Below are 19,817 nucleotides of genomic sequence, written 5' to 3'. Positions count from 1 at the left end.
GGATTACAGCCCGAAATGTCTGGCGACTTCGCCGAAGACCGTGACCGCGCGGTCGATTTCTTCGGGCGAATGGGCCGCCATGACCGAGCAACGCAGCAGAGGACGGTTGTCAGGCGTTGCCGGCGGCAGCGAGAGGTTCACGTACACCCCGTTTTCCAGCAGTGCGTTCCAGAAAGCGACGGCCTGATCCACGGTTTCAAGTGTTACCGCGACGACTGGCGAAATATGCGCGCCGGTCTTGAGACCAGCTTTCTGAAGCCCGGCATGCAGACGTGCCGCATTGTCCTGAAGCTTTGTCCGCAGTTCCGGATGGTCCTGCATGTCCTCGAGCGCTGCCATGGTGGCGGCAATGATCTCGGGGGGAAGGGACGCCGTGAACATATAGGGCCGTGAACACAGCCGCATCAGATCCACGCCGTCATGATCCGTGACGCAGTATCCGCCGACGGTGCCAAGCGACTTGGAGAAGGTCCCGACCACGAAGTCGATGCCGTCCTCGCAACCCTGAACTTCCGCAACACCACGACCATGCGCGCCCATGACGCCGAACGAATGGGCTTCGTCTGCCATCAGATAGGCGCCGTGGCGCGTCTTGATGTCCACGAACTTGTCCAGAGGAGCGACATTGCCCGTCATGGAATAGATGCCCTCGGCGACAATCAGCTTCGCGCCCGGATGATCCTTGAGACGCGCCAGACGCTTTTCCAGATCGACCGGATCGTTGTGGCGGAAGCGGATGACCTGCGCGCCGGACAGCTTGGCGCCGTCATAGATGCTTGCATGGCTGTCCGCATCGAGCAGCAGAATGTCGTCCTTGTTCACCAGTGCCGAAATCGTGCCGAGATTGGCCTGATACCCGGTGGAGAACACCATACAATGCTTGCGTCGGAAGAACTCGGCCAGACGGGCTTCGAGCTTGCGATGCAGGCCGAAGGTGCCGTTTGCGATGCGTGAGCCTGTCGTGCCGACGCCCATCGTCTCTGCCGTTTCCACGGCGGCTTCGATGGCTTTTTTCGACTGGCTGAGACCAAGATAGTTGTTGGTCCCGAACAGGAGCGTTTCGCGGCCTTCGATGATACCAACGCTGGCGGAAACCGGACGCTCGATCACGACTTCGAACGGATTACGCGGCGACGTGGCCGTCAGGGCGTCGTAAGCTTCGCGCAGTCCTGCATGTTTGGCGAAGATATCGATCACGCCTGGGCGACCTTCAGCGCGTGCAGGCAGCCAGCCAGATCGTTAATGGTACGGATATCGGCCAGCTTGTCGAGAGGGACGGAAACGTCGATTTCGTCTTCGATTTCCATGACGAAGTTCATGACGGCGAGACTGTCAAAGGCAAGATCTTCGACAATCTTGCTGTTGCCATCGATGTCCCGGGGAACTTTCGGGTTGGCAAGCAGTTTCTCAATGATCATTGCGGAAATGTCGGTGACGCTGTCAGTCATGGACTTCAACTCTCGATGTCTGTGCAATCTTGGGCAAGCCTTATGCTCCAAACCCGTCCCGTTCGCCAGCCCTCTGTGTCTTCAGGCAATGTGGCAAACGGAACGGGCAGGATCAGGCAGCCGAAGACGTGGTTTCGGGCTGCTGGTCAAACTGCCCGGAGAGCAGCATGGTCTTGGCTTTAGCGCGGGTCAGTTTGCCGGAGGATGTCTGGGGTAGCGTGCGGGGCGGAACGAGGATGACGTCCACATCCACTCCGTGCTGGCGGCGGAACAGACTCGTGACCTCATCACGGAGCTGGTTGCGGCTCGCATCCTCGCTCGCACGGCACTGGACGAGGGCCACAATCTTTTCGCCTTCTTCTCCGTCCACTGAGAATACGGCCACGTCACGCGAACGTAGGGTCGGGATCTCGCTTTCGGCGGACCATTCCAGATCCTGCGGCCAGATATTGCGTCCGTTGATGATGATCAGGTCCTTGGCGCGTCCGGTGACGACGATCTGACCGTTGAGATGATAGCCAAGGTCACCGGTATTCAGCCAGCCATCTGCATCAAGAACCTCTTCGGTCTCGTCAGGGCGGCGGAAATAACCGCACATGAGGCTCGGCCCGCGCACATAGACGGTTCCGACCTGCCGGTCTGCCAGGTCACGGCCAGATGCATCCCGGACTTCGATCTGGTGGTCAGGGAGCGCCGCACCGCATAGCACAAATGTCCGCAACGGAAGGGACGGATCGTTGGACGGTTCGGCAATGCCGTCCTTTTCAAGGCGGCGCAGATCAATCGTGTCGGTCTGGATGCCGGTGTCGAGCGGGGCAAAACTGATGGCGAGGGTTGCTTCTGCCATGCCGTAGCTCGCGACAAAAGCGCTGGCGCGGAACCCGTTGGACGCAAACCGTTCGGCAAAGCCTTCGAGGATGTGATGGCGGATCATGTCGCCACCAATCCCTGCAATGCGCCAGCAGGACAGGTCCAGGTCAGCCTGACCGCTACGGCGGGAGCAGAGTTCGTAACCGAAAGACGGACTGTAGGCGATCGTCCCGCGATTGCGTGAAATCAGGTCCAGCCAGACATGCGGACGGCGGGCAAATTCGCGGGTCGGCAGCAGATCAACGGAAAGCTGGCAGGTCAGGGGAGTCAGGAAGAAGCCGACAAGACCCATGTCGTGATAGAGCGGCAGCCAAGACACGCAGCGGTCATCGCGCGGGTCTTCGGCCGGATGAACTTGCAGGCCGTCGCGGGCGATGGCTCGGGCGTTGGCCATGCCAGCTGCCTGCGTGACCGAAACGCCCATCGGAAAACGGGTGCTGCCCGAGGAAAACTGGAGATAAGACAGGGCCGTTGGGGCAATTTCGGGCAGCTCGACGCGCGCTTCGGCATGACGGTTAAGATCGGCAGGAGAGCCGCCGAACACCAGATCCAGTCCCTCGACGATGTCGCTGGTCCAGCTTCCGATCACATCGGGCACCACGACGGCACGAGCGGCGGCGCTTTGAATCATGCCACGCAGGGTCGCCACATAGCCGTCCTTGCCGCCGAACGCGACGGGGAGGGGAAGCGGCGCCGGAACAAGACCGGCATACTGGCACCCGAAGAAAATACGGGCAAAATCGCCATCGCTTTCCGCAACGATTGCAACACGGTCACCGGGCGTGAGGCCAAGACCCAGCAGACGGCAGGCCATTGAACGGGCCTGCTCGCGTAATAGACGGTAAGGGAGTGCTTCGAGAAGCTGTCCGCGACCGGAATAGATGTTGAATCCGCTCTCACCCTGTGCCGCGTAATCGAGTGCGGCTGCAAAGCTGGGGAAATCTCCGTAACGTCGTTCCAGACCGGATCGGCTGGGCGTCGGGACGGGATTGGCGGTTGGGTTCTGGTTGGCCTCGGTCAAACCTGGACTAGCTCCGTTTGGGTTGCCTGACATCAGGCTGCCCTTTTCAGAAAATCGACGATTGCGTCCGCCGCAGCGGGAGCAGTGGGTTCATCACCCAATGTTTCGAATGTCTCTAAACCATATTGGCGCTGCGCCTCAAGAAAACGAGGATGCGTTTCGAAGGCATTCTCGATCTTGTCGCCCAGATCCAACACATTTTCCGTCACCGGCCCGAGCGTCCAGAACTGATAATCCGGATCTCCACCCCATTTCACATGGTGGGCGTTGAGGAAGAGACAAGGACGGGGACGGATCATGAATTCCGCCACCTGACTGCTGACATCCCCCAGATAGAGGTCTGCACCCATCGTATAGGTCATGTCGATGCTCCGGTGGCTTCCGGGGTCGATCAGCATGTGGGGGAGATGCCCATACTGACGTTTCAACGCCTCGCCTTCTTCGCGACGATTGTCGAAAAGACGGAAATGAGGCGCGAAAACAAGATTGTAGCGGTCCTGCTTCGCAAAGAACTCCAGAATCTGATGCCCCATCCCCGGCCATGAGGACAGGCGGCGTACGAAATGCGGATTATACAGGATCGTGGGCCGGTTGTTATTAAAAAGCTTTGGCCGTTTCGCATCCATCCGGCGCACGAGGTCAAACTTGGCATAGGTGCCGCGATGATACGCGCCGGGACGAATGATACCTTTTTCCAGCATACGCTGCTCTACCTTGCGGCCGGGAACCAGCAGAAAGTCGAATTTTCCGAGGTGGCTGGCAAATCCGATGGCCCGATCTCCGGCGCCATGTCCCGTCCAGATCATTTTCGGCCGTCTCACGCCCATGCGGCGAAGCTGCAGGGACGTGGCTTCCGGCACGATGATGGCGTCAAAGCCCCGGAAATAATGCCGGGATGCGAAGAGGCCGATCAGCCTGTCCACCACCCGCAGTCCATGTTTCTCGATGCGGCGGCGGAGGGTTTGGGAAATAGGCAGCAGGTCAAACTGGACGCGGGCTTCTGGATAAAGGGTTGCGAGGGAACGGGCCAGTTCCAGATGGCTGACGGTCAGGCACGAGACATGAACCGCTACGTCGGGATGGCGGGCGGAAATCTCCAGAGCAACGGGCAGGGCGTGCAGGGTCTGATGACGCTGGCCGATGAGGGGAAAGGCCACCTTCATGCTGCAAGACCATCGGGGCTGCGGGCCGCGCGGATCACGAGGACCAGCTGAATCGTGATCAGTAATGTCACACCGCAGAACGTCGCCGGGCCCACACCGCTCAGCCCGTACTGGCGGACCATCATCACCAGCGCCGGGAGAAAGAACAGGCATTCGAGAATACGTGCGCCGATCGCAGCACCCGAGCGGTTTGTCGTGAACAACAGCGGCTCCAGCGGCAGGCCCCAGACGGTTACGACTTCGGCAGCCAGCAGCCACAGCGTGACGGGCAGAGCTTCCGTAGCGCCTGTGTGTCCGATGTAAAGCTGAAGCAGCGGGCGTCCGGCGAACAGTGTCAGCAGGAGCAGGGCCGTCCCGATCCCCCCGGCCATCAGGGCGATCTGTCCCGTCATGCGATACAGGCGGTTCATGGCCCGATCACGCCATAGCCGAGCCATTTCCGGATAAACGGTCGTCTGGATCAGGGTGGCGGGTTTTGCGATTCCAGCCGCGATCTGGCTTGCAATCCGGTAATAACCCGCGCCCGTCGGGCCGACGAATGCGCCAACCACGAGCGTGCCGATATGACCAAAAGCGAGAGCAAGTGTGGAGTTGAGGTTCGTATTCAGCGCAAAGCGCCAGATTCCGGGATAGGCGCGAAAAAACTGTCCGTTCAGAAGTTCGGGGATAATCCCGAGCATTTCCTGAAACAGTCCGCGGATCAGGTCGCGGCGATACATTTCGCGGGCTGCCATGAAGAAGATCGTGCCCCACGCAGCGGCTTCCGCGGCAATCCAGACGCTGGCAAGGGCTGCTACAGAAGCCCAGCCCAAAGCCATCGAGGCCGTTCCGATGACCCGGACGATGGTGGCAACGGTTCCCTGTACGGCCAGCAGGTCATAGCGGTCGAACACCCGCAGCAGGCCGGTTGCGGTCGCAGACGCCATAAAGAGAATGGAGACGCAGTAGACGACGCCGATGATGTGGATCTGGGGTGGCCATCCCAGAAAATTCATGGCCAGAAGACTGATGAGGACGCCGCCGCCGAAGCCCAGAAGTCCTCCCGAAGTATCCAGAAGAAGGCTGAACGAGACGATTTTCTGGAAACTGCGACGATCTCCCTGCGTTAGGGGTTTCAGGCCGTAGTGTAGAACGGTCTGCCAAGACTGGAAGTCAACGATATCACCCATCGTTCGGGCGAAGGCATACATCATCGCAACCAGCCCGAAGCCGTAACTGCCCAGCAGATGGGTCGCGAGCCAGATATGAAGGAGGCTCAGCGGAGCATTTACGGCACGTCCCCCGAGAAGGACACCCAGATTGCTCATGACGCGCTGGATACCGCCGGGCCTCGCTGCCTGAGAAGACGATGAGTCGTCTGACATCAATTTATGGAAACTTTCGTAACAGTCTTGTCGTTAACGTCAGTGGCGAACAGAAATAGGCGTTTCCCTGAAAATCTGAACTCACTTTTTGTGACGGAAAATTGCATTCATATACGGACCAGAGCGTCTTGTTGCGCAGAATGTCCGATCTGAAAAGAGGGTTGCGGCCGTTGCGTCGTATGGTGGGCGTGCCATAAAGGTGCATTGCATCCTTGCGGACGGTCCCATGCACATATTCTCTCAGGACGACGCATCCGCCAGAGCGGGCGCGTGGCTTACCGTCAATCTGAAGGCCATTGCCGATAATTATGATCTCGTCGCCGGGCTAGGCGCGGGGGCAGAGTGCGCGGCGGTGGTCAAGGCGGATGCTTATGGGCTGGGGGCGGCGCAGATCGCACAGACTCTGGCCGCGCGAGGCGCTGAAACGTTCTTCGTCGCGCATCTTGATGAAGGCATGACGTTACGGGAGACACTGCCCCACGCACGGATTTTCGTGCTGCATGGCTTCATGCCAGACTGTGAGAGCAGGATGCAGGCGCATGGTCTTACGCCCGTTCTGAACAGCCTTGATCAGGTGCGGAGCTGGAAGCAGTTGTGTGAGCGGGCGGGGCAGACTCTCGCGGCGGCGCTCCAGTTCGATAGCGGGATGTCGCGTTTTGGTCTGAGCGTTGAGGATCTGGCGGAGCGGAACCTTTTCGAGGGGCTGAACCTGCAACTCGTGATGAGTCATCTGGCCTGTGCGGATGTGCCCGACAGCCCTGCCAATGAAATGCAGCGACAGCGTTTCGTAACGATGGCGGCGGCTTTTCCCGGCGTTCCCCGCTCTCTGGCGGCGTCATCCGGGATTTTTCTGGGGCCGGACTATCATTTTGAACTGATCAGACCGGGCGCGGCCCTTTATGGGATTGCGCCCTCCGAAGGGCACCGTATTCTTGCGCCGGTCGTTTCGCTCGATGCACGCATCGCTCAAATCCGCACGATTCAGCCCGGAGACAGGGTGGGGTATGGCCTGAGTTGGACGGCTTCGAAACCAACGCGCATTGGCACGCTTGGTCTCGGATATGCGGATGGTTTCTTCCGCGCTCAGGCGGGACAGGCGAGTGTCTGGCATGGTCAGACGCGTCTTCCGGTTATCGGGCGCGTCTCGATGGACAGTATTTCCGTGGACCTGACCGATGCACCTGCCGATCTGAAAGCAGGGGATGTCCTCTCGGTTCTTGGGCCGCAGCAGGATGTGGACGCGCTGGCACGGTCCGCGGGGACGATCGGATATGAAGTTCTGACCTCACTCGGAAGCCGCTTTCATCGGGTTTATGCGCCGGCGGGTTGACCTTTCTCAGACTGATTTGCGGATCGAGATGGAGACAGTGCGGCCCAGCGGGTCCAGAAAAGCGGGTTCATAGCCCGCCGGTGTCACGCCAAGGCCGTTGCGGGCGCGGATGCGGCTGTTGAACAGGTTGCTGACCGACACCATGACCCGGAAATTCTTGGCCCAGCTGCGCTTCTGCCAGTGCGGAATTTCCCCCAGATCGGCAAAAGCCGTCATATCCACTGTAGCCAGATCGCTGAAGAACAGACTGCTGGCATGGGTGCTGGCGAGCGTGGACGTTGCGGACTGCCATTTGGTCACGAGGCGGAAGCCGAACCCGTTTTTGAAGACACCACCCTGAAGCTCGACTTCATGTCGCGGCTGGCCGCCTGTTCCGCCGATGGTTCCGCCGTTGAGCAGGTCGATGGGAGGCAGCCCCCCGCGGAGCTGCACGGTGTCCTTGAGGCGCCAGACTTGCGTCAGAACAATGTAATACCGTCCTCCCGCACCATGTTTTCCGCCTTTTCCTTCCGGCTTTTTTCCAAGCGGTCTGGAAAACGAGAATGTCGCGTTCCACTCATTGCGCTTTTCCATCAACGCATTGACCGGACGGATATCGACGACATCGAGAATGCCGCCCGAATTGCGCTGGTAGCGATCCGGGAAAGCGTCTTCGATGGCGGCGGTTGCGGTCGGCAGGCTCATGACCGGGTTGTGGTTGCGGTCCCGGACGTAGTTCACATGCAGACGGGCGCCGTCGAGAAAGCTTGGGGAAATGATCGTTCCGATGCTGATTTCATGGCGGTCTGCGGCCTGAAGATTCCGGTTGCCGCCTGAAATCGTCGTCACCTGAACCGACCGTCCGGTGACATAATCATAGGTCGTGACGTTGGGCGTTTCGATCCGGGGGGCAATAAGGTCGGTGGCGCCGGGGGCCTCGGTCCGATCGGTGACGGAGAACGGGAACTGGACCCACGGCGCGGGCTCCCACGTCACACCGCCGCCGATCGTGCCCAGCGTTCCGAAATGGGACACCTGACTGATGGCGCCATTGATGTTCGCATCAAGCTTGCCCAGAAACGACAGGATATGCTTGCGCGCATTCGCAATGGGAATATCGCCGTCGATCTGAAGGGTGCCGACGTCGCGGCTGATATGGGTACGTTGTAGCTTGCCCTGACTGAGCGAGGTGGCGTTCTGCTCTGTTAAGGTGCCGGTCGGCGCGATGCTGGTGGAGACATCCCCCGCAGGCAGAGAAAAGAGCGAGCCTGACAGCAGGCCCGTGATTTCGCCGCTCGTGCCGGTAGTGTGGCCGCGATTGACCAGACGGTTGTTTAGCCAGTTTCGGTCCACTTCAGAGAATGGATCGAAACTGCTGAGGCCGCTGGTCAGGGCTGTCTGGGCGGCGCTCAGGTTAAGGCCGGTCTGGCTGTTGGTGGACGTGGTGGAGCGGTCGAAGCTTCCTGTGCTGTTCCACTTCCAGTCTCCTACGTCGCCGTTGAAATTCACCCCGGCATGAACGGTGTCCGTATGCGCCGTGTGTTGCAGGGCGGGAACGGTGGTATAGTTCCGGTAGAGCAGCGTGTCCTGAGAAAACGGCGAATAAAGACTATCAGCCGGAAGGGTGAGGATGCCGCGTGCCGGTCCCTGAAGGCTTTCGGAATTGCTATGGGTGTAACTGGCATTGAACGACGCCGACACGGTCTTGAAGATCTGATCGGCATAAACGCCGTTCAGCTTCAGTTCGTGCGTTCTGGGTTGCAGGCTGTAATCGGAGGCGTTTGAACTGACATGCGGCGTATTGGCATAAGCCGTGAAATCCTGAAGCGTCGGAACCTGTCCTGCTGCCAGTGACGGCACACCAGTGGATGTGACGCTCTGCCCGACAAGCGCATCCAGAGCCGGGTCAAGGCTGCTGCCATTGACGGACGTGACATTGCCTGCGTTGGAATACAGCCCGCTTGCGGACGGAGGTGTCACGCCGCGATCACTGTCGAGCAGACGCGCCTGCACTTCATAACGGGCGCTCAGATTGATCCGCCGCTCGCCTGAGAGCTTTGTAAAACTCGCGCCCAGAACCCCATCGTCTCCTCCACCATCCGTGGACGTGCTGCCATAAGTGCGCAGTCGCACGGCGCGGAAAGTCTTCACGGTAATGATGTTCACCACGCGCTCGTCAGCCGGGTAGCCGTAGCGCAGGGCTTCTTCTTCAGTGAAGATTTCGACCCGGGCAATGGCTTCGAACGGCAGGTCGTTGACCTCCTGCATCCCCGAAATGCGCTTACCGTTGAGCAATACAACCGGCGTATTTCCGGTAGCACCCCGGCCCGAGCGTGTTTCGGGGGCAATGGCCGTCAGAAGATCGGCCGCAGTATCAACGCCATAGGAACGGATCTCATCAGACTGGATCTGCATGATCGCCTTGGCGTCACCCAGAACGGCTCCGGCGGGTTTGTGTCCCTTGACGACGATTTTTTCGCCACCGTTTACGGAGGTGGTGGAGGTCGTAACACTTGTGCCGCTGTTCTGTACTGCGGGCGGTGTCGCGACAGATGCTGTAGTCGTCTGTGCGGATGCGCTGACCAGCAGGCTGCCGAGACCACAGACCAGCCCAAGCGCCGGACACAGCAAAGGGCGACCCACGGAAGGAAGGATGCCGGTTTTCAGGTCATGATCTGCCATGCGGTTGTCTGCATCCTTCTGCATTTCATGTGGGCCTGAACGTCTATATCGGATGCAGATTGTCACGAATCTGTAAGGATTTCGCGACGCGGAAGGCCGTCTGACGCCGCTTCTGACGGATTTGCTTTCAGATGTCGAGCAGAAACGGTCGCTCAGCCCGCCACCATGTTCCGGCTTCGCATCATATTTCGGCGCGTTTCCTCGTCCAGAATATCGCGGATCCGGCGCGTCAGTTCGGTCGCATCGGTATATTTTCGGCCATAGGTCAGATTGAATGTGTGGTCGAAATCGTCCGGGTTGAGGCCTGCATTGTGCTGGCTGATGGTTTCGATCTTGTCGAACGCCTTGGCCAGCCGTGCTTCGGGGGACGCCGCGTTTTCATATTCGTCCCACAGCTCCAGAAACTCTGCCTGCAGGGCGGCAGGCAGAGGGGCCATGATCGTCAGCAGGTCTTCGCGCTCCTGCGCAGCTTTGTTGGCGGAGGCATGAGCGGAGATTGCGGGGACGTCGCCATGAATGGCTTCACCCAGATCATGAAGAATACAGATTTTGAGGAGCTTCAGAAGGTCGATGCCCTCAAGCTGGTCGGCAAAGGTCATAACCAGAAGGCAGAGCGCCCAGGTATGTTCCGCCGTGCTTTCGGTCTGCCCGCCGTGGGTATAGGTCCGTCTGAGGATATCCTTCAGCCGGGAGGCTTCCCGGAGAAAATCGAGGCGCTTTTCAAGATCGCCTTTCGTCATGAAGCAAAGTCCAGTCTGTGGTGAACGCCTTATCCGACAAGCGCGTACAGGATTTCATACCCCACAAAAGAAGCAACGGCCAGCAGCACGAGCAGGATGACGAAGCCGGGCCCCTGTTGGAGGGATCTGAAGATTTTGACCATCAATCCAGCCATGAAACATGTTCCTTGCAAGAAGCGCAGTCCGCGAGGCCAGTTAACAGGCTCTCTACTCCTGAAGAATTACGGCATTTCTGCCGTGTCGTCTGCGGAAATATTTCTCCATAATCATGGATTGTTATTTTCCGTTACCGTGCGGTCCTTGAGAACGCCATATTTCGCCGGGCATGGTGGTCATCGACACAGTCGTGATGGAGTATCTCATGAAAAAAATTCTTGTAGTGGTTCTCGGGACCACGCTGACCCTGTCGCTTGCAGCCTGTGACGGCCCTTACGATGACCGTCGGGACAATAACCGGCATCACCATCATCATGGTGACAGGGGGTACGGTCAGAATATGGGAGGCCAAGGCATGGGAAATCAGGGCCGTGGGGGTATGGGCGGCGGCATGAACGGCGGTCCGGGCGGACAGGGCGGCTGGTAACAGTCTTTATGGGTATCTGCTGATAGCGGATGTCTGCCCCACCCCTGAAGGCATGATTTTCGGATTTGACGTCGTGGCCCAGCTGTCGCTGAATGCGGCCTCTTAAGCCTCTGCCCGCCCCAGATCCGGAAATCCGTGCCTCAATGAACAGCCAGCCTCCTCATTCCAGTTCAGACGCCCTTCCAGAGGATGGGTGGTTTCCGGTCTCCTTGCGGCTTGCGGGAGCGCGCGTTCTGTTGGTCGGAGGCGGGGAAATCGCCGTGAACAAGGGGCGGCTTCTGCTCGATCATGGTGCGCGGATTGATGTGCTGGCCGAGACCCTCCATCCGGTTGTGCAGGGTTGGGTTGAGAGCGGTGCTGTGCGTCATGTTGGCGGACGGGCGGATGAGGCGGCCCTAAAGGAGCATCTGCCGGGGTGCCGACTGGTCTATGCCGCGACTGATGATCGGGACGTCAACCGGCAGGTGGCGGCTTTGGCAGATGCGCTGAATATACCCGTCTGCGCGGTGGATGATCCGCAGCCGTCGAGCTTCATCACGCCCGCGCAGGTTCGCCGGGGTGCAGTGCGCGTTGCTGTTTCAACAGGAGGGGCGGCGCCTGTTCTGGCGCGTCGTCTGCGTGAGCAGATTGAAGCGCTTTTGCCTGAAGGGACGGGGCGTTTGTCGGCTTATATGCAGTCCCGCAGGGCGCGGGTTTCGGAGCGCTATCCGCAGGTGCAGGATCGCAAGCGCATCTGGGAGGATTTTCTCGACGGTCCGGGTGCGGAGGAGGCTCGAAACGGCAATGATGTCCGCGCGGATGCGCGACTGAACGCGCTTCTGGACGCGGCGCGTAAACCGGGAGAGGTCTGGCTGGTTGGAGCAGGCCCCGGTGATCCGGATCTGCTGACCCTCAAGGCGCTGCGTCTGATGCAGAATGCGGATTCAGTCCTCTACGACAATCTTCTGTCTCCGGCATTACTCGATATGGTCCGCCGGGACGCTGAACTCGTATTCGTGGGCAAGCAACGGGACCGGCATGCCCTGCCGCAGGACGACATCAACCGAGAAATGATCCGTCGCGCGCAGGCAGGGGAACGCGTTCTGCGTCTCAAGGGCGGCGACCCGTTCATTTTCGGTCGTGGCGGAGAGGAGATCGAAGCGCTGGTTGACGCCGGGGTCGCGTTTCGGCTGGTTCCGGGCATTTCCGCGGCGAATGGATGTGCGGCCTATTCTGGCATTCCTCTAACGCATCGCGATTGCGCGCAGGCCTGTCTGTTCGTGACCGGACACGCAAAAGCGGACGGGGTTCTGGATCTGCCCTGGGACGACATGGCCGATCGCCGCCAGACGGTCGTGATCTATATGGGGATTTCAACCCTGCCGCAGCTTGCCGCCGGACTTCTGGGAAAAGGACTACCGGCTGACTGGCCGGTGGCGATTGTGGAGCGGGGTACTCAGCCGTCCCAGCGCGTGCTGACCGGGACGCTATCGAACATCGCCCTTCAGGCCGCAGACGCACAGGTGAAATCGCCTGCACTGGTGATCGTGGGGCAGGTGGTGCGGCATCGGGTGATTTCTTCCTGATCTGCATGGGAAGAAGACATGCTCTTTCAGCTATGTTGTAAATGCATATCCCACTTCACGCCCGTGCGGGTTGTCCGCAGGGGCGGCAGCTTGTGAAACTCCTGTTCTTTCAGTCACATCGCGTTCCGTACACCGAGGCCCCATGACCACACTTGCGTCCATTATCGTCTCGATCGCAGAGGAAATGCGGACAGCCTCAGAACGGGGTGCTGTTGCCAATTACATTCCTCCGCTCGCACGGGTGGACCTCAACCGTTTCGGCATGGCCGTTGTGGGGATGGATGGAGAGACACACACGGTCGGGGATGCGGCTGTTCCGTTCTCGGTGCAGAGCGTGTCCAAGGTGTTCAGCCTCAGCATGGCGCTCAATGCGATGGGCGAGGAATTGTGGGGGCGGGTGCGTCAGGAGCCTTCGGGCAGCGCGTTCAATTCCATCGTCCAGCTTGAAAACGAGCACGGTATTCCGCGCAATCCGTTCATCAATGCGGGCGCCATCGTGATCGCTGATATTCTGGTGTCCCGCTATGGCCGCGAAAATGCCCGGACTCGCCTGCTGGATTTCCTGCGTCCGCTGGTAGACGATCCGGCCTCGATCGACATCGACACGGATGTCGCGCGTCAGGAGCGCGAGACCGGGTTTCGCAATATGGCGCTTGCAAACTACATGCGGACCTTCGGCAATATCCGCAACGTGGTTGAGGATACGCTGGATTTCTATTTCCATCAGTGCGCTCTCACCATGAGCTGCCAACAGCTTGCGCAGGTCGGAACCTATCTCATGACGGGTGGCCTGAACCCGCTGACAGGCGAGCGTGTCATGTCAGAGCGCAATGCCCAGACGATCCTCGCGCTGATGATGATGTGCGGCCATTATGACGGTTCGGGGGCATTTGCCATTCGCGTAGGTCTGCCCGGAAAATCCGGTGTGGGGGGTGGCATCCTTGCGATTGCGCCGGGCGTGGCGTCCATCGCGGTGTGGTCGCCGGGGTTGAATGCGCAGGGCAATTCCCTTTTGGGAACGCGCGCTCTGGAGCGGCTTGTTCAGCACACGGGATGGTCGGTGTTTCGTGCCAGCCCGTGGGTCGTCAATCCAACCTGATTCTCAGCCCGCTAGAGTGTCGTAAAGCAGCTTGAAGTTCAGAAGCAGGATCAGCCCTGCCACGCCCCATGACAGGATACGGATAGGCATGGAAATCACGAACTCGCCCATCTTGCGCCGGTCCGAAACGAACATGACGAGCGGAATGACGGCAAAGGGCAGTTGTAGCGACAGGATGACCTGACTGGCCATCAGCAGATCGCTCACACCCCGATTGCCATAGATCAACGTGACGATCGCCACGGGAATAATCGCCAGCCCGCGTGTCAGCAGCCGCCGCGCCCAGTGCGGGATGCGAAGGTGCAGAAAGCCTTCCATGATGATCTGTCCGGCCAGCGTGCCGGTGATTGTGGAGTTCGTGCCCGCTGCCAGAAGTGCCAGGGCAAACAGCGTGGAGGCGATGCCAAGTCCGAGGATCGGGGAGAGCAGTCTGTAGGCGTCCTGAATTTCCGCCACATCCTGATGGCCGGAGTTGTGGAACGCCGCTGCCGCCACGATCAGGATGGCCGCATTAATGAACAGCGCCAGCGTCAGGGCAATCGTACTGTCCCATGTCGTCCAGCGGATGGCGTCCCGCCGTCCGGCCGGGGTGCGTTCATAAGCGCGGGTCTGAACGATCGAGGAATGCAGATACAGATTATGCGGCATGACCGTGGCGCCAATGATGCCGATGGCGATATAGAGCATCCCCGGCGTCGTCACGATTTTCGGATCGGGGAGAAGGCCAGCCAGAACGCTGTGAACGGGCGGAGCTGCCGCGACGAGCTGGATCCCGAAGCACAGGGCGATGATCCCCAAGAGCGCGATCACGAACGCCTCCAGATACCGGAAGCCCCGGTTCATCAGCATCAGCACGATCAGCGCGTCCAAAATGGACAGCAAAGCTCCGGCGAGAAGCGGCAGGCCGAACAGCAGCTGGAGCGCCACGGCCGTGCCGATGACTTCCGCCAGATCGCAGGCAATGATGGCCAGTTCACAGGCCAGCCACAGAACGATGTTCACGCGCGGGGAAAAATGGCTCCGGCAGGCCTGTGCGAGATCCTGTCCCGTCGCGATCCCGAGGCGGGCGGAGAGTGCCTGAAGCAGGATCGCCATGAGGTTCGACAGCATGATGACGCAGAGCAGCGTATAGCCATACCGCGCGCCGCCCTGAAGGTCGGTGGCCCAGTTTCCGGGGTCCATATAGCCGACCGAGACCATGAATCCCGGCCCGACGAAGGCCATGAAACGGCTGAACCACGACGCTTCCGCACCCGGAACTCGGATGCTGGAGAACACATCGGGCAGGCTCGGGCGCATAGCCGGAGAGGGTGTACGGGGGGCATTGGTGTCTGGCATCGGGACTGTATTCAATCCCATCCGGGATTTATATTCAATATGCTATATTGATGAGCCTCATGAAAAACACAGAATCTCTGGAAATCGTGATTGCCAGCACTGGCAGAGCGGTCCGGAATGTTTTATTCCGCCGTGAATAATGTTTTCTGGATAGAGGCACAGGACGGGAATGGAACGGAAAAAACGGCTGAAGGACACCGCGCCCAAAGAGACGCTGCCTGATGTCGAAACCCATTCCGAAGGCTTTCGCGCCAATCGTGAGGCGCGGCGCAATGTGCTGGTGGAAGACTATGTCGAACTGATTTCGGACCTGCTGTCGGAAGGGCAGGAAGCCCGGCAGGTCGATATCGCCGGGCGTCTGGGCGTGTCGCAGCCTACAGTGGCGAAAATGCTCGCCCGTCTCGCGACGGAAGGTTACGTCACGCAGAAACCTTACAGAGGGGTATTTCTGACGCCTGCGGGGCAGGAGATGGCGGATAAGGCACGGCACCGGCACCGGATCGTGGAGGCATTTCTGCTGGCGCTCGGCGTCAGTGAGGAAAATGCCCGTGTAGATTCTGAAGGCGTAGAGCATTACGTCGGGAGCGAGACCCTGACGCTCTTTGAAAAGGCAATCCGGGGCAATCTGCAACAATTCATGCAAAACTTACCGGACGCCTGATAGTCCGTGTCCGAAATCTGCGCTCAGGTGCAGATTTCGAGATTGACGTCTTCCTGCGCCAGAGCCTTCGCGATGGAGGGCTTGAGATGGGAATCTGTCAGGACGTGGTCGAATTCCGACAGGGACGCCAGACGGTGCAGGCCGCCTTTGCGGAACTTCGTGCTGTCCACCAGCAGAACACACTGGTCCGCCATATCCATCATGATCCGCTTGACCTTGACCACATCCTGATCGTTCTGGAACGCGGTGGCGTTATGGATAATGGAGGTTGAGAGGAACATCATGTTCGCCCGCAGGGACTGCGCGGCCTGTTCGCAAACCAGCCCGAAAAACGCATTGCGCGGCGGATTATAGTCGCCGCCAAGGCAGATCAGTTTCAGGTTGGGGTAGGGCGAGAGCGCCTGAATGACGCCCACGGCGTTGGTGATGATCGTCAGGGGCGCAAGAGCAGGCAGCAGCGGCAGCATGGCCGCGACGGTCGTGGAGTCATCGAGGACCAGAACCTGCTCGGGCTGGATCAAGGAGACGGCCCGCTGGATGATCGCGTCCTTGAGGTCTGTCGCCCGCGAGCGTCGGAAATTGACCGTTTTCTGGGTCGTAACCTTGTTGCGCAGGACGATACTGCCATGCAGCTTGTCGATCAGACCCTGTTGTACGAGGGCATGAGAGTCGCGGTGGATCGTCATGCGACTGACCCCGAAACGCTCCGCCAGACCTTCGATGGTGGCGCTTCCAGTTTCGAGAAGGACGTCGAGGATCTGTTTCTGCCGGGCCGAATTATCCCGCCTTTTCGAACTCTGCGGCGAGGCGGTGGTGATCACGGAGCCCGAACCATCAGTCATGTGTCAAATCGATTCCTGAGCGTGAAAGCAAACAGACAAGTGTAAAATCACACATACCATATCAGAGCCGAATGGACGTGTAACGTCCGTTGAGCGAAATCCGGCCCTAAAAAGGTGACTATTACGCTTTTACCGTGATCTTCAGAACACGGGCAGTCTCTTCCCGGAGTGTCGCGCAGGCTTGGGCGTCTTTGATCAGATCGATCCCGTAGGCCGGAAACACCTGACGCAGGCGGGGCAGCCAGTCAGCCTCTGTCAGCCGTTCGGGAAAGACGTGCTGGACGACCTGAAGCGCCACGGAGGCGGCAACGGACGCTCCGGGCGATGCGCCGAGGATGGCCATAAGGGAGCGGTCGGCGCTTTTCACAAGCTCGGTCCCAAAGCGCAGGGTTCCGTGCAGCCCCTTGTCCGGACGGATAATCTGCACGCGCTGTCCGGCCACGACTTTCGTCCAGTCCTCGGGTCTGGCTGTCGGGTAGAAATCCTGAAGGGCTTTGAAGCGGTCCTCGTTCGTCTGGAGAACCTGACGCACGAGATAGTCCAGCAATCCAAGATTGTCTTTCCCGGCGGTCAGGGCGGGAATGATGTTTTGGGGCGTTAGAGAGCGAAAATAATCCGTCCATGAACCGCTTTTGAGGAATTTCGTGGAAAACCCCGCATAAGGTCCGAACAGCAGGCAGGATTTGCCGTCGATGACGCGCGTATCGAGATGCGGGACCGACATGGGCGGCGAACCGACAGGGGCCTTGCCGTAGACCTTGGCGTGGTGTTGCGCGGTAACGGACGGGTCCATGCAGCGCAGCCACAGGCCGCTGACGGGGAAGCCGGCATAATGTGCTGCCTCGGGAATGCCGGAGGCTTGAAGTAGTGGCAGCGCATTGCCCCCCGCGCCGATGAAGACGAAGCGCGTCAGAACAGTGGTCGTGTGGCCGCTCTCGGTATCGGTGGCCGTCACGCGCCAGCGTCCGTCCGTGGTGCGTGTCAGGCCGGTGACGCGATGATTGTAGTGGATGGCAATGTTGCGGTCTGACTTGAGGGAGGCCGTCAGCGCGTGGGTTAGGGTGCCGAAATTGACGTCCGTGCCCTCTTGAATGCGCGTGGCCGCAACGGGTTGGGACGTATCGCGCCCCGCCATCGCAAGAGGCGCCCATTGGGCGATGACAGCCGGATCGGACGTGTATTCCATATCCGCAAAGCAGTGATGGGCGACCATGGCCTCGTAACGGGCCTTGAGAAAAGCGACGTTTTCAGCCCCCCAGACCAGACTGATATGGGGGCAGGGCTGCACGAAAGCTGCCGGATTGGCAATGCGGCCTTCGCGAACCCAATGCGCCCAAAGCTGCCTTGAGAGATCGAATTCCGTGTTGATTGCCAGCGCCTTGGAGATGTCGATGCTGCCATCCGCGCGCTGTGGCGTGTAATTCAGTTCGCAGTTCCCGGCATGTCCGGTCCCGGCATTGTTCCAGGCGTAGGAACTTTCCTGTCCGCAATCGGCCAGCGTCTCGAACATCATCATCGACAGCGACGGATCGAGCTCGCGCAGCAGGGCCGCAAGTGTGGAACTCATGATCCCCGCACCGATCAGGACGACATCGGGGCAGAGGCTGGAAACTGACGGCATGAGGCTGAAATCCGGCAAGGGCTGGAAAGAAAAGAGGGCGAAAGATCCCCGAAAGTTCAGCCCGTGTAAACCGGGCCTGCAGGCAGGAGCTTGCCGGGATTGAGGATATGATGCGGGTCCATCGTGTTTTTCAGAGCCCGCATCACGCTCAGGCTTCCAGCCCCATGCTCGGTTTCCAGAAATTCCAGCTTGCCCATACCGACACCATGCTCGCCGCTGCATGAACCGTTCAACGACAGGGCACGGGCAACGATCTTCCGGTCCAGGTCGAGGGCGCGATCATGCCCTTCGGGTGTGTCGTCCGTAATGATGAGCGTATGAAAATTGCCGTCCCCCACATGGCCCAGAAGCGGTGCGCGCAGGCCGGACGCTTCGATGTCGCGATGCACGCCTTCGATCAGCTCGCCCAGACGCGAAATAGGCACGATACAGTCCGTGGAAATGACCCGCGCGCCCGGAACAATGGCCTTTGCCGCCCAGTAGGCGTCATGCCGCGCCTTCCACAGACGGGTACGGTCTTCCGCACTCTCCGCCCACGCAAAACCCAGCCCGTTATTGCCCGACGCAATGGCTTCCGTCGTCTCGACCTGTTCGCGTACGGCCGCAGGCGAGCCGGTGAATTCGAAGAACAGCGTGGTCAGCGGCTGATATTCCGTAAGGCCGGAATACTGGATGGAGGCCGCCATCTGCACGCTGTCCATCAGTTCCACGCGGGTGATGGGAATGCCGCACTGGATGATTTCCATGGCGGTCCGGATGGCGTCATGCAGGCTCTCGAACTGGCAGATGGCCGCGGATACGGTCTCGGGGCGGCCATGCAGACGCAGCTGGGCTTCCGTGATGATCCCCAGTGTCCCTTCCGAGCCGACGAACAGGGATGTCAGGTCATAGCCGGTGGATGACTTGCGGACGCGGCCGCCCGTGCGGATGATTTCGCCGGTCGCGAGCACAACCGTCAGGCCAAGCACGTTTTCCTTCATTGTGCCGTAACGCACGGCGGCTGTGCCTGAGGCGCGGGTGGCGCACATGCCGCCGATCGTCGCTTCTCCACCCGGATCGACCGGAAAGAACAGGCCGGTGTCGCGGATTTCCACATTCAGCGTCTGGCGCGTGATCCCAGCCTGAACCCGGCAATCCAGATCTTCGGCGTTCAGTTCCACGATGTCGGTCATGCGCGACAGGTCGAGGCTGATGGCCTGCTCGGGCGGGACGACATGCCCTTCGACCGAGGTGCCCGCTCCGAATGCCACAACTGGAACCCGCCATTCATGACAATGGCGCAAAACTGTTGCGACATCCTGCGTGCTTTCCGCGAAGACCACCGCCTCGGGCAGGCGGGAGGCATTCATAGCCTCGCCGTGGCTGTGTTCCTCGCGAACGGAGGGTGCCGTGCTGATCTGCTGCTCTTCCATGAGGGGCTGAAGGGCCTTGAGAACGGCCTGTAAGCGGTCCTGAGCAGAAGCGGAAGAGACGGTCATGACTGGGTCCGGCATGAAGAAATAAGGACGCTC

Annotated in this window: 17 protein-coding genes; 5 read left to right on the top strand and 12 right to left on the bottom strand. The window is 59.8% G+C overall.

Annotation, left to right across the window (positions count from 1 at the left end; genetic code table 11):
• Positions 1 to 3: 3 nt before the first annotated feature.
• The 5 genes from spt to HKD28_RS00200 all read right to left on the bottom strand — a co-directional run bounded on the left by spt (position 4) and on the right by HKD28_RS00200 (position 5,866).
• Positions 4 to 1,197 carry a serine palmitoyltransferase gene (gene spt / locus HKD28_RS00220; RefSeq protein ID WP_194266412.1) on the bottom strand — a complete coding sequence of 398 codons (1,194 nt, stop codon included), beginning with the start codon at positions 1,195 to 1,197 and terminating at the stop codon, positions 4 to 6.
• Positions 1,194 to 1,448: an acyl carrier protein gene (locus HKD28_RS00215; RefSeq protein ID WP_062027581.1), complete on the bottom strand. Its 255-nt coding sequence runs from the start codon at positions 1,446 to 1,448 to the stop codon at positions 1,194 to 1,196. The genes spt and HKD28_RS00215 overlap by 4 nt, the downstream gene beginning before the upstream one ends.
• Before the next feature lie 112 nt (positions 1,449 to 1,560).
• On the bottom strand, positions 1,561 to 3,372 hold the full coding sequence (locus tag HKD28_RS00210) for a fatty acyl-AMP ligase (protein ID WP_194266411.1): 1,812 nt from the start codon (positions 3,370 to 3,372) through the stop codon (positions 1,561 to 1,563).
• Positions 3,372 to 4,502: a sensor domain-containing protein gene (locus HKD28_RS00205; protein WP_194266410.1), complete on the bottom strand. Its 1,131-nt coding sequence runs from the start codon at positions 4,500 to 4,502 to the stop codon at positions 3,372 to 3,374. The genes HKD28_RS00210 and HKD28_RS00205 overlap by 1 nt, the downstream gene beginning before the upstream one ends.
• Positions 4,499 to 5,866 carry a lipopolysaccharide biosynthesis protein gene (locus tag HKD28_RS00200; protein WP_194266409.1) on the bottom strand — a complete coding sequence of 456 codons (1,368 nt, stop codon included), beginning with the start codon at positions 5,864 to 5,866 and terminating at the stop codon, positions 4,499 to 4,501. Before HKD28_RS00200 ends, HKD28_RS00205 begins: the two co-directional genes overlap by 4 nt.
• 226 nt (positions 5,867 to 6,092) lie before the next feature.
• Between HKD28_RS00200 and alr the strand changes: the two genes are divergently transcribed.
• Entirely contained in the window at positions 6,093 to 7,196 is a 1,104-nt protein-coding gene (gene alr, locus HKD28_RS00195) for an alanine racemase (protein ID WP_194266408.1), read from the top strand.
• A gap of 6 nt (positions 7,197 to 7,202) precedes the next feature.
• On the opposite strand, the gene HKD28_RS00190 is transcribed toward alr, so the two are convergent.
• From HKD28_RS00190 to HKD28_RS15875, 3 genes are all read right to left on the bottom strand, one after another.
• Complete coding sequence (locus tag HKD28_RS00190; RefSeq protein ID WP_194266407.1) at positions 7,203 to 9,857, bottom strand: hypothetical protein; 2,655 nt, start codon at positions 9,855 to 9,857, stop codon at positions 7,203 to 7,205.
• A gap of 152 nt (positions 9,858 to 10,009) precedes the next feature.
• Complete coding sequence (locus HKD28_RS00185; RefSeq protein WP_194266406.1) at positions 10,010 to 10,597, bottom strand: HD domain-containing protein; 588 nt, start codon at positions 10,595 to 10,597, stop codon at positions 10,010 to 10,012.
• Positions 10,598 to 10,626: 29 nt separating this feature from the next.
• Entirely contained in the window at positions 10,627 to 10,752 is a 126-nt protein-coding gene (locus HKD28_RS15875) for a hypothetical protein (RefSeq protein WP_268898541.1), read from the bottom strand.
• Positions 10,753 to 10,958: 206 nt separating this feature from the next.
• Here HKD28_RS15875 and HKD28_RS00180 point away from each other — a divergent pair, with 206 nt between their 5' ends.
• From HKD28_RS00180 to HKD28_RS00170, 3 genes are all read left to right on the top strand, one after another.
• Positions 10,959 to 11,180 carry a hypothetical protein gene (locus HKD28_RS00180; RefSeq protein WP_194266405.1) on the top strand — a complete coding sequence of 74 codons (222 nt, stop codon included), beginning with the start codon at positions 10,959 to 10,961 and terminating at the stop codon, positions 11,178 to 11,180.
• A gap of 143 nt (positions 11,181 to 11,323) precedes the next feature.
• Entirely contained in the window at positions 11,324 to 12,745 is a 1,422-nt protein-coding gene (gene cysG / locus HKD28_RS00175) for a siroheme synthase CysG (protein WP_194266404.1), read from the top strand.
• A gap of 142 nt (positions 12,746 to 12,887) precedes the next feature.
• Complete coding sequence (locus tag HKD28_RS00170) at positions 12,888 to 13,844, top strand: glutaminase (protein WP_194266403.1); 957 nt, start codon at positions 12,888 to 12,890, stop codon at positions 13,842 to 13,844.
• 3 nt (positions 13,845 to 13,847) lie between these two features.
• Here the strand turns inward: HKD28_RS00170 and HKD28_RS00165 are convergent, their stop codons facing one another.
• The gene (locus HKD28_RS00165) at positions 13,848 to 15,182 is read right to left on the bottom strand and encodes an Nramp family divalent metal transporter (RefSeq protein WP_235993226.1); all 1,335 of its coding nucleotides are present in this window, start codon (positions 15,180 to 15,182) and stop codon (positions 13,848 to 13,850) included.
• 169 nt (positions 15,183 to 15,351) lie between these two features.
• Here HKD28_RS00165 and mntR point away from each other — a divergent pair, with 169 nt between their 5' ends.
• The gene (mntR, locus tag HKD28_RS00160; protein ID WP_099285018.1) at positions 15,352 to 15,843 is read left to right on the top strand and encodes a manganese-binding transcriptional regulator MntR; all 492 of its coding nucleotides are present in this window, start codon (positions 15,352 to 15,354) and stop codon (positions 15,841 to 15,843) included.
• 23 nt (positions 15,844 to 15,866) lie between these two features.
• Here mntR and HKD28_RS00155 read toward each other — a convergent pair whose 3' ends face one another.
• The 3 genes from HKD28_RS00155 to HKD28_RS00145 form a co-directional block, all read right to left on the bottom strand.
• Positions 15,867 to 16,685 (bottom strand): DeoR/GlpR family DNA-binding transcription regulator, encoded by an 819-nt coding sequence (locus HKD28_RS00155; RefSeq protein WP_099285016.1) that lies wholly within the window; start codon positions 16,683 to 16,685, stop codon positions 15,867 to 15,869.
• A 121-nt stretch (positions 16,686 to 16,806) separates the two neighbouring features.
• Positions 16,807 to 18,306 (bottom strand): malate dehydrogenase (quinone), encoded by a 1,500-nt coding sequence (gene mqo / locus HKD28_RS00150; protein WP_194266401.1) that lies wholly within the window; start codon positions 18,304 to 18,306, stop codon positions 16,807 to 16,809.
• Positions 18,307 to 18,362: 56 nt separating this feature from the next.
• On the bottom strand, positions 18,363 to 19,784 hold the full coding sequence (locus tag HKD28_RS00145; RefSeq protein WP_194266400.1) for an FAD-binding oxidoreductase: 1,422 nt from the start codon (positions 19,782 to 19,784) through the stop codon (positions 18,363 to 18,365).
• Positions 19,785 to 19,817: the final 33 nt, after the last annotated feature.

This window comes from Gluconobacter cadivus (genome assembly GCF_015244745.1).
GTDB classification, from domain to species: domain Bacteria; phylum Pseudomonadota; class Alphaproteobacteria; order Acetobacterales; family Acetobacteraceae; genus Gluconobacter; species Gluconobacter cadivus.
The sequence above is the reverse complement of the archived record's forward strand: the minus strand, read 5'-3'. Positions and strand labels throughout refer to the sequence as shown.

Bases quoted from the DNA above. Each gene is read 5' to 3' on its own strand.
- HKD28_RS00210 (WP_194266411.1), bottom strand. From the start codon at position 3,372: ATGTCAGGCAACCCAAACGGAGCTAGTCCAGGTTTGACCGAGGCCAAC.
- alr (WP_194266408.1), top strand. From the start codon at position 6,093: ATGCACATATTCTCTCAGGACGACGCATCCGCCAGAGCGGGCGCGTGG.
- HKD28_RS00165 (WP_235993226.1), bottom strand. From the start codon at position 15,182: ATGCCAGACACCAATGCCCCCCGTACACCCTCTCCGGCTATGCGCCCG.
- HKD28_RS00215 (WP_062027581.1), bottom strand. From the start codon at position 1,448: ATGACTGACAGCGTCACCGACATTTCCGCAATGATCATTGAGAAACTG.
- HKD28_RS00190 (WP_194266407.1), bottom strand. From the start codon at position 9,857: ATGGCAGATCATGACCTGAAAACCGGCATCCTTCCTTCCGTGGGTCGC.
- cysG (WP_194266404.1), top strand. From the start codon at position 11,324: ATGAACAGCCAGCCTCCTCATTCCAGTTCAGACGCCCTTCCAGAGGAT.
- HKD28_RS00185 (WP_194266406.1), bottom strand. From the start codon at position 10,597: ATGACGAAAGGCGATCTTGAAAAGCGCCTCGATTTTCTCCGGGAAGCC.
- HKD28_RS00180 (WP_194266405.1), top strand. From the start codon at position 10,959: ATGAAAAAAATTCTTGTAGTGGTTCTCGGGACCACGCTGACCCTGTCG.
- HKD28_RS15875 (WP_268898541.1), bottom strand. From the start codon at position 10,752: ATGGCTGGATTGATGGTCAAAATCTTCAGATCCCTCCAACAGGGGCCC.
- HKD28_RS00155 (WP_099285016.1), bottom strand. From the start codon at position 16,685: ATGACTGATGGTTCGGGCTCCGTGATCACCACCGCCTCGCCGCAGAGT.
- HKD28_RS00170 (WP_194266403.1), top strand. From the start codon at position 12,888: ATGACCACACTTGCGTCCATTATCGTCTCGATCGCAGAGGAAATGCGG.
- HKD28_RS00145 (WP_194266400.1), bottom strand. From the start codon at position 19,784: ATGACCGTCTCTTCCGCTTCTGCTCAGGACCGCTTACAGGCCGTTCTC.
- mntR (WP_099285018.1), top strand. From the start codon at position 15,352: ATGGAACGGAAAAAACGGCTGAAGGACACCGCGCCCAAAGAGACGCTG.
- mqo (WP_194266401.1), bottom strand. From the start codon at position 18,306: ATGCCGTCAGTTTCCAGCCTCTGCCCCGATGTCGTCCTGATCGGTGCG.
- HKD28_RS00200 (WP_194266409.1), bottom strand. From the start codon at position 5,866: ATGTCAGACGACTCATCGTCTTCTCAGGCAGCGAGGCCCGGCGGTATC.
- HKD28_RS00205 (WP_194266410.1), bottom strand. From the start codon at position 4,502: ATGAAGGTGGCCTTTCCCCTCATCGGCCAGCGTCATCAGACCCTGCAC.